Source organism: Sphaerisporangium viridialbum, from assembly GCF_049674955.1.
Taxonomy (GTDB): Bacteria; Actinomycetota; Actinomycetes; order Streptosporangiales; family Streptosporangiaceae; genus Sphaerisporangium; species Sphaerisporangium viridialbum.
Genome location: NZ_CP187232.1, coordinates 5,484,077 through 5,496,873 on the forward strand (window position 1 = coordinate 5,484,077; position 12,797 = coordinate 5,496,873).

Sequence of the window (12,797 nt, forward strand, 5' to 3'; positions counted from 1 at the left end):
TTCCCCGTCAGCGCCGCTTCCCGGGTGAGCGGAAGCGACTCGGGGTGGGCTGGAGCGTCAGCCGTAAGGGCACGGTAAACCATGATTCCCTCGCAGCCCACGGCTTCGGTCAATACCGCAACCGTTGCAGCGGATCACCGAGCGTCCACATGGCGTTGACCCGATCGGCGGTGCGGGCGTAGGCCACTCGTGGACGTCGGGGAGCAGCGGGCCGGCGGCGGTCAAGCGCTCGCGCAGCAGCTCGGTGTCCGGAGTGTCGGCCAACCTGCCGCTGCTGGCTTTCGTCCATGCTTAAGGCCATACCCAGCGCGAGGAAACCGCAGGTCGCACCTGCACTCAGGAGTAACTTACCGTCTGGCCGGGCGAGGCGACGGAGGCAACACACAGCTAGACAAGAGCACCGCTGGCGCTGACAGCGCCACCTTGGACGTGGTCGCGGAGCATCTCCCCCAAGGCCTTGAGGCGGTCGGCGAGCATGGCCAGTTCGTCCGCCTCCTCGAGGAGGTCATCATCGTCGACCTCGCGGCGATCGTAGAAGTCGACCTCGTAGCCGCTCTCCCCTTGGTTGGCCAACGGACTGCTCTTCCAGGTCCTCCCCGAACGCGAAGAGAAGGCCCGCGTCGCCATCGCCTCCAACGAGAGCTTCGGCGGCTGGACCAAGACCTTCACCGACCCTCGCCTCTGCGCCGCCATCGTCGATCGGCTCACCTACGGCGGCAACATCATCGAAACCGGCACCGAGTCTTACCACCTCGCCCTGACCCAAGCCCGTGTCGAGCAGCACATCGCAGGATGATCTCTCCACGCTCACACAGGGCTTCTGATTCGCTTATGCCATGGGCGACAACCTCACAGGTGATGAAGACGCGCCACAGACCACTTTGTGGCGGACGTGGCAGGCACTGCCGCAGAAGCTGCGTGAGCAGGTGGCGCACCGTCTCAGCGCGCCTGTGGTGGGCTTCACCCCCCGACCCGGCGGCTTCTCCGGGGGCGTACTTGGCGTATTGCTCCTATCCGATGGTGACCAGGTCTTCGTCAAGGCGGCCCCGGCCGACGATCTTCATGCTGAGGACTACCGCACTGAGGCGCACATCGGATCGCGACTGCCCCCGGAGATTCCAAGTCCCCGGTTACGGTTCGTCGTCGAGCAGGCCGGATGGATCCTTTTGTGCTTCGACGTCGCACCCGGCCAGATGCCACATGAGCCATGGCACCCCGGCGAACTGGCCATGGTGCTACGGGCACTGACTGCCTCCGCACACGCGCTGACGCCCACCCCGATCACCGGCCTGCCTACGGTGACCGACCGGATGGCAGGACGCTGCCAGACCTGGCGAGCGCTGGAACGCGGCGAAGCCCTGGACACATTGACCATCGACGACCTCGATGACTGGGAGCGGCAACACCTGGACAGACTGGCCAGGATCGAAGCTGACTGGGCCGACATGGTCAAAGGTGACACCCTGCTCCACTTCGACCTGCGCTTCGACAACTGCATGATCGGCGAGGATGGCACCGCGCTGCTGGTCGACTGGGGCCGAGCATGCACCGGCCCTGCCTGGGTCGACCTCGTCTGCCTGCTTCTGCAGTCCAACCTGGGCGATCTCGACCCCCAGGGATTGTTCCTCGGCCATCCGCTCGGCCGCACCGCCGAAACGCAGGCCGTCGATGCGTTCCTTACCGCTCTGGCAAGCTACTGGACCCACACAGCAACACTGCCTGGCCCTGCACACGCACCTCATCTACGGCGAAGGCGCGAGGAGTCCCGAAAAACAACAATCAGATGGCTTCAACACCGCTGGAGCCGATAACGACCGGTCTCATCACAGCCGAGAACGTGCGGAACGGCCAGCCCAGACAACCATGCGCTGCCGATTCTCATAAACATTTCTGGCCCTGATGATCGCCTAGCGCTGCCCGAAGTCACCTACAAACGCTGTCGCTTGCCACCGACGAAGTCAACCACGTGACCCGCACGCAGCAGGTCGAGTGCGGTCGTCATACCGATCCCGGACGAGGCTCCGGTGACCAGACATACCTTCATCGTTCACACCCTTCTGGTGTTGTGTGTTCAGTACTGATGCAGCCGGGACGCGGCGAGGTCGACGCCGCGGGCCGGGTCGAGATTGCGTTACCGACGGGTGCGAGCGTCGGCGACCAGCAACCGGATGCGGTTGCCGGCACGGAACCGGTGCGCGACGGAGGAAGCTGCCGGTGGTGTCGCCTGCTCCGCGCTCGCCGACCGGCCCTGGTCCACCCGCCGTCCACGGTCATGACACCGCACCCCTCCGCGGCGGGCACCTTGTACCCGGGTGGCACGAACCAGATGGAAGTCGTGCCCGTGGGCGCCACTACCAGGTGACCGGCAGGGCGGCCACGCCGTAGATGGTGGCGCGGGGGCGCAGCGGCACGTCCTTCGCGGGTACGGCCAGTCGCAGCCCGGGGAAGCGGCGCAGCAGCGCCGGATAGGCCAGCCGCATCTCCAGCCGGGCCAGCTGCTGGCCCAGGCACTGGCGGATGCCGTGGCTGAAGCCCAGCTGCTGGCCGGCCTGGCGGGTGACGTCGAAGCGGTCGGGGTCCGGGAAGCGGGTCGCGTCGCGGTTGACGGCCGGGAGGGAGATCGTCACGGTCTCGCCGGCTTTGATCGTCCGCCCGGCGAGGGGCACGTCGGCCCTGGCGACCCGGATCGGGCCGATGTGCGTGATGCTGAGGTAGCGCATCAGCTCCTCGACCGCGGTCTCGGCGACGCTGGGATCGGTGCGTACGAGGTCCGCCTGTTCGGGGCGGCACAGTAGCAGGAACGTGCCCAGGCTCAGCATGTTCGCGGTCGTCTCGTGCCCGGCGGTCAGCAGCAGCGTGGCCACCCCGGTGAGCTCCTCGTGGTTGAGCTGGCCGCTGGCGACCAGCTCGCTGAGCAGGTCCTCGCCGGGCTCGGCTCGCTTGCGCCCGACCAGCTCGGAGAGGTAGCCCATCAGCTCCGCGCCCGCGGCGCCCCGTTGCTCGATGGAGTTGTCGAGGTTCACCGCCTGCGCGGTAGTGTCCTGGAAGCGCGAACGCTCGCCGTACGGCACGCCAAGCAGCTCGCAGATCACCAGCGACGGGATCGGCAGCGCGAACGCCTTGACCAGGTCCGCAGGCGCGCCCGCACGGGCCATCTCATCGAGCTGACCGTCGATGACCTCCTGGGTCCTGGGCTCCAGCCGGCGCATCTTCCGCATGCTGAAGTGCCCGGTCAGCAGCCTGCGATATCGGGAGTGCTCAGGGTCGTCCATCGCGATGAAGAAGCCCGGCGGGATCACCAGATCCGCCAACCCCTCGGGCGGCACCAACTCCTTGATCGGCGGCGCGGCGCCCTGCGAGGTGTTGCTGAAGTGCGGGTCATCGAGCACCGCGCGGGCCTCGGCGTAACCGGTGACCAGCCAGCCGAGCCGCCCGTCGGCGTAGATCATCGGGTGCAGCGGTCCGTGGAGCTCTTTCAATACGGCAGGCGGCTCGAACGGGTCCTCCCGCTCGAGCGGCAGCGTCCCAAGGGTTTCCATACCTCCCAGAAAAGCGCACAGATTGCGAAATTGCAACCTATGCATAAACGCAGAGGGTGTGCGGTAGGGTGGCGTCGTGGAAGGTCATCGCGAACGCAAGAAGGTCCGCACCCGCCGCGCGCTGCTGGAGGCCGCGGTGCGGCTGTTCGGCGAGCAAGGCTACGAGCAGACCACCATCGCCGAGATCGCCGCGGCGGCCGACGTGGCGCCCAGGACCTTCTTCGCGTACTTCGCCAGCAAGGAGGATGTGCTCTTCCTGCACGCCGAGGATCGCTGGCAGGTCATGCTCGACGTGATCGCCGGGCGGAAACCGGGAGAGCCCCTGGGGGATCTGCTGAGCCGGATGTTCGAGGCCCTGGTGCGCAGCCTGGCCGAGGACGACGAGTTGGACTTCGCGCTGTCGCCGCTGCGGACGCGGCTGATGTTCACCGAGCCCGCGCTGCGGGCACGCGGGCTGACGCTCATGCTCGAGGGGCAGCCCCTGCTGGCCGAGGCCCTGTGCGAGGTCTACCCCGAGCTGGATCCCGTGGCGGCAGGCGCGGGGGTCGGCAGCTTCATGGGCGCACTGACCGTGGCGGGGCTCATCGCCCAGCAGCAAGGCGGCTCCAACGAGGACGTCCTGGCCGCCGGACGGCGGGGGATCGAGATCGCGGTCAACGGGCTGTCGAGCCTCGACGGTTCCTGACGCGTGGCCGGGCTCCTGTTCACCCCTGCGCGTGCTCGCCCTGACCGGCCTGCTCGCCGCCGGGGTCGGGATCTGGCCAGCCAAAGGTGTTCAACGACGACATGATCGCCTATGAGTGGACCCTGCACGCTCGGGGCGTGGCCATTCCCGATATAGCCCGCGAACCGGTCATCCCACCGGCAAGACCAAAGGCCAAATTGGCCAGCGTCTACCAGTGCCCGACGTGTACTGCAGGTTGACCAGGTCATCCGGTCCGAGGTCCGGCAGCTCGAACGCGTCCGGCGCCGCGGCGAGCTCTTCCCCGGCGTCGAGCAGGCCCGCCTTGGATACGCCCGTGTTCGACACGCGCCCGTCGAACACGCGTCGGTGGGGCATGTCCCCGCCGAGCACGGCCGCCCGGGAGGCGGCCTCCCGGAGCGCCGGGTCGAGCAGGCCGACGGGAACACCCGTGGCGAGCAGGGCCGCGGCGGCCTCGGCGGTGCCCGATCCAGTTCGCCGGAGGGCCACGAGTTGCGGCCCAAGCGGTTGGCGATCGACGTCGCGAAGGCCGCCGTAGCCGTCAGCCAGCGGCGGCAGCGGATGTTGGGGGCTGATAGTCGGGAGCTTTGCAGGGCGTTTGACCACAATTCAGTACGAACGTCGTGCGGAGGGTGAAGGATAGGTCACGGGATTAGGCAAGCATTCGCCAGTTTTATGCAACACTTTCCCGCCTCGGACGGGGTAGTCTTCTTCTGTTCCTACGTTCAGTGACCGTATTCGCGGGTTGAAACGTATGGTGCTCACCGCATGCTTGCTGCCACTTTGACGGGGTAGCCGAGTTCTATACCGTCATCGTAGAATTTGAGGGATCCCTCAAAAGGCTAGTCCGCATCCGAGTTCGGCATTTATTGCGTTGCCTTCTCGGAAATGCGGGCGTAGACGTTGCACGTCTGACGCTGGCGAGATACGCCATCCCCTCTGTCAGCTAATGAGTGGTGGCGGGCGAGTGAGTCAGAATCGCCATGGCCTAATTTGTGAGATCGAACAGATCTCACATTATAAAGCTTGGTGTCGCACGAAAAGAAAGCAGAAAATGAGAAGAACTCGTCGCGGAGTGAGACTCGCGCTCACTGCGTTCCTCGGCATTACAGCCGTTCTCTTCGGGGTCATCGGCACAGGCGGGCCTGCCTTCGCTGACACGCCTCGGGGACACCTTACGTGGGTTAACTTCCGCCTGGGTGATACGGCCAGCGACGCGAATCGCATCAGCTATTCATCCTTCCTGGGGTCGCTCAGGAACGCCGCAGGTCATCTGGATCCCAATCCCAACGTGGGAATGCGGACGCAAAACGCCGGCATCCCGTTCACCTCCAACGGCCTCATTATGCTGAACCTCAGCACTCCTAACGACCAGGGTGGGGTAAATACGGCCCGGGTTTGGGTGAACCCTTCGAACCTTTATGTCTGGGGATTCTCGAACCAGGCGGGCACGACGTGGTCATTCTCTGACCATACCCCGTCCCTTACCCAGGGGTTGATGGAGAGTCCCGTTCGTGGCAGTAGCACGACCATCCTCCCCTCCGACATTAACCGAAACGCGATCTCGCTCGGCTACGCCGGTGGCTACACGGCTCTCTCGCAGGTCGCCCAACGGTCGGTGACGGATATCCAAGTCGGTTTCTTCGACATGCGGGCATCTATTCAGCGACTCGCCACGGTGACGGCTCCCACTGGCGCTGAGCAGCGCACCTTGGTGGCCCGGGCCCTTCAGACGATCATTCAGTCAACCGTCGAGGCTTCGCGCCTCAACGATGTTGAGGGAATATGGCGCACAGCGATGACTGGCTATTCCCAGGCGCCCACGCCGTTGCGCCAACACGAGTTGGAGACCCACTGGCAGGATATATCCAGGTTCCTCTATGCGCGGGTCAACGGGAGCACCGGCACGCTCACGATCCCGAACGTTGGAACGTTGCGCACCACCGCCGATGCGCGCGCCTACCTGGGGATAGCCTTGGGATCGGCTTAGATCCACCCTCCGGGATCTCCCGGTCAGCAGTTCTGAGTCCATGATTCGGAAACGAACCCCTTTGATGCAGCAGAGGTGGTGACGCGGCGGAGCCCTCGTCATTGGCGTGGTGATCTCACTCATCGCACCGGTTACGGAGGGCTCCGCTTGCTCAGTGGTCGGTACTCGAAGTCATCCGGGGGTTGAACGTACGCGGGGCGGAGGATTCTCGGAGCCTATCCCGAACCCAAAGGTTGTCCCGTAACTGCTGGCCACGAGTGAGATGATCTTGATGTGGCTGGTGTGATCACGGCGTCGGAGCCGTCCTGGATAGCCCGTTCACCGGGCTGAGCCCCCGCCTGTTCGGCAAGCTGGTGACCGTACTGCGGCGTGAGGGTGCGGATGCGGTCCGCAAGGGCCGGCCGTGGAGCCTCCCGCTGGAGGACCGGGCTCTGCTGGTCGCGGCGTACTGGCGCACTAACTTGACGATGCGCCAGCTCGACCCGTTCATCAGCAGCGGACCGCATCATCGACCACCTCGGGCCGATGCTCGCGCTCCAACCCCGTAAGCGGTTCGCCAAGGGCACCGTGCTCATCGTGGACGGCACCTTAGTCCCGACCCGGGACCACACGGTGGCGGAGATGCATGCCTCCTTTGCCGCACGCAACCGGCACTCACTCTCGGACTAGAGAGGATCGTGCAAGGGTCAGCGAGCATCGGTCTACCATTCCCGCAGGTCACACAGGTTGAATGGAATCACTGGAATCCAGGAACAAGCCACTGGGCTCTCCCTCCAGGACACGCATCCACATTCCTCCGCCCGCAGAAGAAGGTAGACATGACCGCCAACTATGGATTTAACGCCACCCTGACCGCCAAGCCCGGATTGGGCGATCAGCTGGTCGACCTGCTGCTGACCGGACTGGATGAGGGCAGCCCCGGCGCGAGCGAATACTGCATCGTCTACCTCGTCTCCCGCTCCGCCTCCGACCCCGACGTCGTCCACGTCACCGAAGGCTGGACCAGCGAGGAGGACCACCACCGGATCTTCGCCGGCGAAGCCGCCCAGGCCATCGTGGCGCAGATCGACGGACTGCTGGCCAAGGAATCCGAGCACACCGACTACGTACCGGTCCGCGGCAAAGCCGCCTTCTGAGGACTGCCGGCCAGTCGGCCGGTCCTTCCTCAATCCTCGCAATCCGGCCTGGCGGCACCGCGGGTCTGAGCGCCCCTCAGGTCTGGCGGCTCCGCATCCGTCTCACATCCCCGCCTGCCTCGCAGGCACGGTCAACCGGCGACAGCGCCTGTTGACCGGCCCACTCCTTCCCCGATCACCCGGCACAACCCGACGAAAGGTGCCCACCGTGACCCCGGCCCGACCCGACCTAGACCCCGAGCTGCGCGCGCTGCTCACCGACATGCCCCTCCGGTCCGAACTCGACTCCGAGGCGCTCGCACAGATCCGCCCCTTCTCATCAATGCCGGTCGAGCCTCTTCTCGCAGGTCGCGCAGTCGAACGGCGTGAGGTCACCGTACCCGCCGCGGACGGTGCGCAAATTCCACTGTCGGTCTTCAGCCCCGCCGGAGTCGAGAGCTCCACTGGGGCGCCGTGCATCTACTGGATGCACGGCGGCGGGATGGTCATGGGCGACCGCTTCTCACAGATCGACATCCCGCTGGAGTGGCTCGACCTGTTCGGCGCCGTCGTGGTCTCCGTCGACTACCGGCTGGCACCGGAGGCCACCGGCACGACCCTGGTCGCCGACTGCTACCAGGGACTGCTCTGGATCGCCGAACACGCCACCGAACTGGGCATCGACCCCGCCCGCATTATCGTCGCGGGCGCCAGCGCCGGCGGCGGCCTCACCGCCGGCGTCACCCTGATGGCACGCGACCGCAGCACCCCGGCGATCGCCGCCCAGGTCCTGATCGGCCCCATGCTCGACCACCGCAACATCACCACCTCCAGCCGGCAGTACTCCGGCACACCCGGCGTCTGGACCCGCGAGATGAACGAGTTCGGCTGGCGATCGGTCCTCGGCGACATCGAGGACGAGCAAGTGCCCGGCTATGTCTCACCCTCGGTGGCCGACGACCTCTCGGGCCTACCGACTACCTACATCGACGCAGGCGCGGCCGAGGTCTTCCGCGACGAGGACGTCGACTACGCCACCAGGATCTGGGCAGCCGGCGGCCAGGCGGAACTGCACATCTGGGCGGGAGGCTTCCACGGATTCGACGCCCTGTTCCCGCAGGCCGCAGTCTCCGCCGGGGCGCGCCGGACGCGCAACGACTGGCTCACCCGAGTCCTGACCCCGGCTCCCGCCAGCGGGACCGAGAAGGACTGACGTGGGGGCTCGATAGCCCCGTACCGCAGCTATCGGCAGGCCGGCGGCGGATCGACCGCCGGCCGAATCCCCCCTCCGGGGTGGCCGTCGCGCGGTTCCGCGTCGGCTCCAGCTCCCGCGTCTTCGACAAGGAGGCGGGCCAGTACAAGGACGGCAACAAGCTGTTCCTGAGCTGCAATGTTCGGCGGGAGGCGGCCGAGTACGCCCAGGAGACCTTGGCCAAGGGAATGCGGGTCATCGTGGTCGGCAGGTTGGTGCAGCGCACCTTCGAGGCCAAGGAAGGCCAGACCGTCACGGTCAACGAGATCGAGGTCGAGCAGGTCGGCGCTTCGCTGCGCAACGCCACCGCTCAGGTGACCAAGCGGACCAAGAGCACCCGCGCTCCTCAGGAGTGGCAGACGGCCACGCCGCAGCCGCCGGTCCCCGCGCCGGCCGCACCTGTACCGGCGGCACCGGTCGCGCCTGCAGGTGGTTACTGGGTGCCCCAGCCCGCACAGGTTCCCCACTGATCCGGCCAGCCGTACGCCACCGGGCCGCGCGCCAGTACCTCCTCCAGGTGCGCCAGTTGAGCCTCATCAAGCTTGCACACCGCCCCACCCGCTCCTTTGGAGACCAGGGCCTCGCGGCCACCACTCTCCAGCGCCCGCCGTCACCGATTGGCCGACATCGTCGAAACACGCACCGGGCTTCTGCCGTTCGCCGGGTCGGCTGTCTGCCGGAGCTGTCGATGACTCCGATGCGCACGCGGTCCTCGGTATGCCGTGTGACAGTTACGCAGATGGTCTGGCAGTCGGCGTGCACCGCCGCGTTGCCCATTAGTGCCGCATCAGGCAACGTTCGCCTTGCCGACCACGGCTCGTAGCCGCTGGTCGTCAGCGTGGTGGTTGCGCCAGATGATGTAGCGGCGGATCATGCTTCCCTGTATCAGGCCCCGGCGGCGGGCGACCTACACCCGCCCCCACACAGAGTCCGGCACCTGTTCGCCGCCTACGACCTGGGCAAAGACAAGCTCTACGGTCACATCGAGTCGAGGCCGCCTTAGTAAAGTCTTTGCGTACTATCGTGGGGTGGACGACCTTCTGGTGGGTGGAGCGCCTCAAGACTCCGAACTGGTGCGCGCCGCACACTTGGGCGACGCCAGTTGTCTTGGCCTGCTCCTCGCCAGACACCGAGCGGGTATGCGAGCGGTCGCACTGGGCTTGCTGGGCCATAGTCAGGACGCCGAGGATGCTGTGCAGGAGGCGGCGCTCATCGCGCTGCGCCGTATAGGGGATGTACGGGATCCGGACTCGGTCGGTCCGTGGCTGCGGATGGTGGTGCGCAACGTGTGTCGTGCACAGCTGCGCAAGATGTCGGCGGTTCCGATGGCCGAACCCGCGAAGGCCGTCGCGATGGACCGGTCGGGCGGTCCACCGGACCCGGCGGAGGTTCTCGACCGGCACGCGTTGCGGGACTGGGTCTGGAGCGCGCTGGAGGATCTGTCTCCCGGGCTGCGGCTGGTGACGATGCTGCGTTACTTCACCGACGTCACGTCCTATGAGGACATCGCGACGCTGTGTGCCACGCCGGTCGGCACTGTGCGCAGCAGGCTCAACCAGGCGCGCACAAAGCTGGCCGGTGCTCTGCTGAGCTCGGCCGATCGGGTGCACGACGATGCCACCGCCCTGAGCGCACTGCACCGCAGGCTGGCCGAGGAAACCATGGTGTCCGCGTACCGTGGCGAACTCGCCTCGGCATTGTCCGACCGGTGGTCACCACAGGCGGATGTGATATGGCCGACCGGCAAACGCACGGGCATCGACTACCTGCCCGCCGCGTTCGATCGTGATGTGTCCGCTGGCGTACGCCAGAAGCTGCTGAACGTCGTGGCCAGCCGCGAGGTGGTCATCTGGGAGGCTGCCCTGCTCAACCCGTTGGAGGACCCGTTCCACTGCCCGCCCGGTGTCGTGTGGGTGCACTTCCTGGACCGTGGCCGTGTCAGCAAGCTGCGCCTTCACCACCCACGCCGCCGCTGAAACGAATCGCAAACCGCAGTCCCGAGTACCGGGGCGGCCTACGGGAGCCGCCGTGGGTGAGGCACGGACCGCCGTCGTCGACGGCATACGCCAGGTCTACCGCATCGCGGGTGAGGGCCCCGTGTGCCTCGTGCACTCCGGAGGCCCGGGCGTGCACCCGGAGTACCTGCGGATACCCGGGTTGGAACGCGGGCTGACCCTGGTCCACCTGGACCCGGTCGGTTCCGGCGACAGCGACCTGCTAACGGACGGGGATTACTCCGTGTCCCGCTACGCGCGCTTCGCCGAAGCCGTACTCGACGACATCGGTGCTCCCACCGGGTACTTCCTCGGCCACTCACACGGCGGCTTCGTCGCCCTCCAGTTCGGCCTCGACCACCCTGACCGTCTCGACGGGCTGATCCTCTACGACACCGCGCCTGCGAACGGGCGGCGGGAGAGAGAGGCCGCGACCAAGGAGATGGCGTCCTTCGTCCAGCGCTGGGCGGATCGGCCGGAGGCGGTCGAGGCAGGCCGGATGTGGGACGCGGTCAATCTGTCCCGGACGATGGAAGTCACCGACGACGAGTCGTTCGGGCGCTACATAAACGGCATCCTGCCCGCCTACTTCGCCGATTACCGCAAGACGGTGGAACGGCTGGGTGAGCTTGCCCTGGTGGTCATCCACGACCCGAACCGGCTCCCGGTCAGCTGGGACGTACGGGGCCGGCTCGGCGCGATCAACGTGCCAACACTGGTGATCGTCGGCACCTACGACTTCATCTGCCCACCCCGCTTGGCGTACGAGATGCACGCAGCAATGCCGGACGCACGGCTGTGCGAGCTGCGGGAGAGCGGCCACTTCGGGCACATCGAGCAGGCCGACGAGTTCGCCTCCGCCGTGCTGGACTTCATACACGACCAAGAGATGGGAAACCGGAAGTGAAAACCACCGTGCCGCTCAGCCTGGCCGAGCAGACCGAGATCGCGGCGTACGTTGACTTCGTGACCGGCGCGCCGACACCGGTACGGGAGGCGCTGGGCATCGGCTCGCTGAGCGTCGGCTCGGCGCTCGCACTGGCGGTCCGCGAGGACCCGAGCCACTTCTTCAACCGGGCCGGCGGGTTCGGCGAGGGCGAGCCGATCACAGCCGACGTCATGGCACGGGTCTGCGACTTCTGCCGCAAGCAGGGCGTGTCCCAAGGCGCGTTCATGATCGCGCCGCCGCTGCTGCCACCGGACTGGGCCTCGGCCGTCGCCCAACTGGACCTCACAACCGGACGTCGTTACGTCAAGCTGGGCTGCGACACCGAGACCACGCTGTCCGCAGGCGACGGCATCGCGCCGCTCGATCCCGGCCTGCGCGTCGGCATGGTCGAGCCACACCAGGCGAACGAGTGGGCCACTGTCATGATGACTGCCTTCGATTTCAACACGCCGGGCATGGTCGACATGGCCGCGTCGTGCGTGGGCAAGCCGAACTGGCGACAGTACGCCGTCTGGGACGGCGAGCGGATCATCGCGGTCGGGAGCATCTTCATCAACGGTGAGTGCGCCGACATGTTCGGCGGAGCAACGCTCCCGGAAGGCCGTCGCCGCGGTGCCCACTCAGCACTGCTCACCGCCCGCGTCCGGGCAGCCAAGGCGGCAGGCTGCCGATGGCTCGTCGCCGAGTCCGGAGCGGAAAACTCCGGCGACCACAACACATCCCTCCACAACATGCTGCGCACCGGCTTCGAGCCGCTGTACGAGCGGGTCACCTGGCTCTGGCGCGAGTAGTGGGGGCCAGGTAGGCACGGCCCGGGCTCCGGTGTGTTGCAGCCAGAAGCCGTAATAGGCCGGCAATCCGGATCGAACCGCACGCTCGCCCGCCTGGCCGATCTCATCCGTGCTCAGCGTGCACAACGTCGATGCCGGTGGCGGCGCCTGGATGCGGGCCGGCAAGCGATACCAAGACGCGGGCGGCATGATCCGCACCCCGTTCAAGCGTCACCGGCCGCGGCTGTCACGGGCGCAGAAAGAGGTCAATCGCGCCCATGCCCGCATCCGAGCCCTCGGTGAACGCGCCGCCGCCATCTTGAAAGCGTGGAAGGTGCTCGCGAAGCTGCGCTGCTGCCCCCGCCGTACAACGGCGATCGTGCAGGCCATCCTCGTCCTCCAAGGCATTGAAGAGGACCGCTACTCAGGATTGAAAGGGCTCAGTGGCATGGGCTGCGATCGATCCAAACCCTCCCAGAACGCCC

The 12,797-nt window shown here is 66.6% G+C and carries 13 protein-coding genes and 2 pseudogenes; 12 read left to right on the forward strand and 3 right to left on the reverse strand.

The genetic code is table 11. The annotated features are described in order from the left end of the window. Positions 1–387 precede the first annotated feature (387 nt). Positions 388–573: a hypothetical protein gene (locus tag ACOZ38_RS24510; protein WP_424533510.1), complete on the reverse strand. Its 186-nt coding sequence runs from the start codon at positions 571–573 to the stop codon at positions 388–390. Here ACOZ38_RS24510 and ACOZ38_RS24515 point away from each other — a divergent pair. Together ACOZ38_RS24515 and ACOZ38_RS24520 are read left to right on the forward strand one after the other, a co-directional pair. Further along, the gene (locus tag ACOZ38_RS24515) at positions 566–796 is read left to right on the forward strand and encodes an ATP-binding protein (protein WP_424533511.1); all 231 of its coding nucleotides are present in this window, start codon (positions 566–568) and stop codon (positions 794–796) included. The two genes, ACOZ38_RS24510 and ACOZ38_RS24515, sit on opposite strands and share 8 nt — an antisense overlap. A 40-nt stretch (positions 797–836) precedes the next feature. Then, positions 837–1,811, forward strand: coding sequence for a phosphotransferase family protein (locus ACOZ38_RS24520; RefSeq protein WP_424533512.1), 975 nt, complete (start codon positions 837–839; stop codon positions 1,809–1,811). Positions 1,812–2,351: 540 nt separating this feature from the next. Here the strand turns inward: ACOZ38_RS24520 and ACOZ38_RS24525 are convergent. Beyond that, the gene (locus tag ACOZ38_RS24525; protein ID WP_424533513.1) at positions 2,352–3,539 is read right to left on the reverse strand and encodes a cytochrome P450; all 1,188 of its coding nucleotides are present in this window, start codon (positions 3,537–3,539) and stop codon (positions 2,352–2,354) included. 76 nt (positions 3,540–3,615) lie between these two features. On the opposite strand from ACOZ38_RS24525, the gene ACOZ38_RS24530 reads away from it, so the two are divergent. Then, on the forward strand, positions 3,616–4,224 hold the full coding sequence (locus ACOZ38_RS24530) for a TetR/AcrR family transcriptional regulator (protein WP_424533514.1): 609 nt from the start codon (positions 3,616–3,618) through the stop codon (positions 4,222–4,224). Between the two features lie 168 nt (positions 4,225–4,392). Here ACOZ38_RS24530 and ACOZ38_RS24535 read toward each other — a convergent pair whose 3' ends face one another. Further along, positions 4,393–4,848, reverse strand: a complete 456-nt coding sequence (locus ACOZ38_RS24535; RefSeq protein ID WP_424533515.1) for a hypothetical protein — start codon at positions 4,846–4,848, stop codon at positions 4,393–4,395. A 469-nt stretch (positions 4,849–5,317) separates the two neighbouring features. Between ACOZ38_RS24535 and ACOZ38_RS24540 the strand changes: the two genes are divergently transcribed. The 9 genes and pseudogenes from ACOZ38_RS24540 to ACOZ38_RS24580 all read left to right on the forward strand — a co-directional run. Further along, complete coding sequence (locus tag ACOZ38_RS24540; protein ID WP_424533516.1) at positions 5,318–6,232, forward strand: ribosome-inactivating family protein; 915 nt, start codon at positions 5,318–5,320, stop codon at positions 6,230–6,232. 273 nt (positions 6,233–6,505) lie between these two features. Continuing rightward, positions 6,506–6,892, forward strand: a pseudogene (locus tag ACOZ38_RS24545) (IS5/IS1182 family transposase); the annotation flags it as partial. 158 nt (positions 6,893–7,050) lie between these two features. Beyond that, positions 7,051–7,368 (forward strand): putative quinol monooxygenase, encoded by a 318-nt coding sequence (locus ACOZ38_RS24550; RefSeq protein ID WP_424533517.1) that lies wholly within the window; start codon positions 7,051–7,053, stop codon positions 7,366–7,368. A gap of 208 nt (positions 7,369–7,576) precedes the next feature. Continuing rightward, positions 7,577–8,560: an alpha/beta hydrolase gene (locus ACOZ38_RS24555; RefSeq protein ID WP_424533518.1), complete on the forward strand. Its 984-nt coding sequence runs from the start codon at positions 7,577–7,579 to the stop codon at positions 8,558–8,560. 80 nt (positions 8,561–8,640) lie between these two features. After that, positions 8,641–9,069, forward strand: a complete 429-nt coding sequence (gene ssb / locus ACOZ38_RS24560; RefSeq protein ID WP_424533519.1) for a single-stranded DNA-binding protein — start codon at positions 8,641–8,643, stop codon at positions 9,067–9,069. A gap of 558 nt (positions 9,070–9,627) precedes the next feature. After that, positions 9,628–10,575 carry an RNA polymerase sigma factor gene (locus ACOZ38_RS24565; protein WP_424533520.1) on the forward strand — a complete coding sequence of 316 codons (948 nt, stop codon included), beginning with the start codon at positions 9,628–9,630 and terminating at the stop codon, positions 10,573–10,575. Between the two features lie 52 nt (positions 10,576–10,627). Beyond that, entirely contained in the window at positions 10,628–11,500 is an 873-nt protein-coding gene (locus tag ACOZ38_RS24570; protein ID WP_424533521.1) for an alpha/beta fold hydrolase, read from the forward strand. Then, entirely contained in the window at positions 11,497–12,333 is an 837-nt protein-coding gene (locus ACOZ38_RS24575) for a GNAT family N-acetyltransferase (protein ID WP_424533522.1), read from the forward strand. Before ACOZ38_RS24570 ends, ACOZ38_RS24575 begins: the two co-directional genes overlap by 4 nt. Positions 12,334–12,418: 85 nt before the next feature. Further along, a pseudogene (locus ACOZ38_RS24580) lies at positions 12,419–12,742 on the forward strand (transposase family protein); the annotation flags it as partial. Positions 12,743–12,797: the final 55 nt, after the last annotated feature.

Excerpts from the sequence above, each read along its gene's own strand:
- ACOZ38_RS24550 (WP_424533517.1), top strand. The coding sequence starts at position 7,051 with ATGACCGCCAACTATGGATTTAACGCCACCCTGACCGCCAAGCCCGGA.
- ACOZ38_RS24525 (WP_424533513.1), bottom strand. The coding sequence starts at position 3,539 with ATGGAAACCCTTGGGACGCTGCCGCTCGAGCGGGAGGACCCGTTCGAG.
- ACOZ38_RS24520 (WP_424533512.1), top strand. The coding sequence starts at position 837 with ATGGGCGACAACCTCACAGGTGATGAAGACGCGCCACAGACCACTTTG.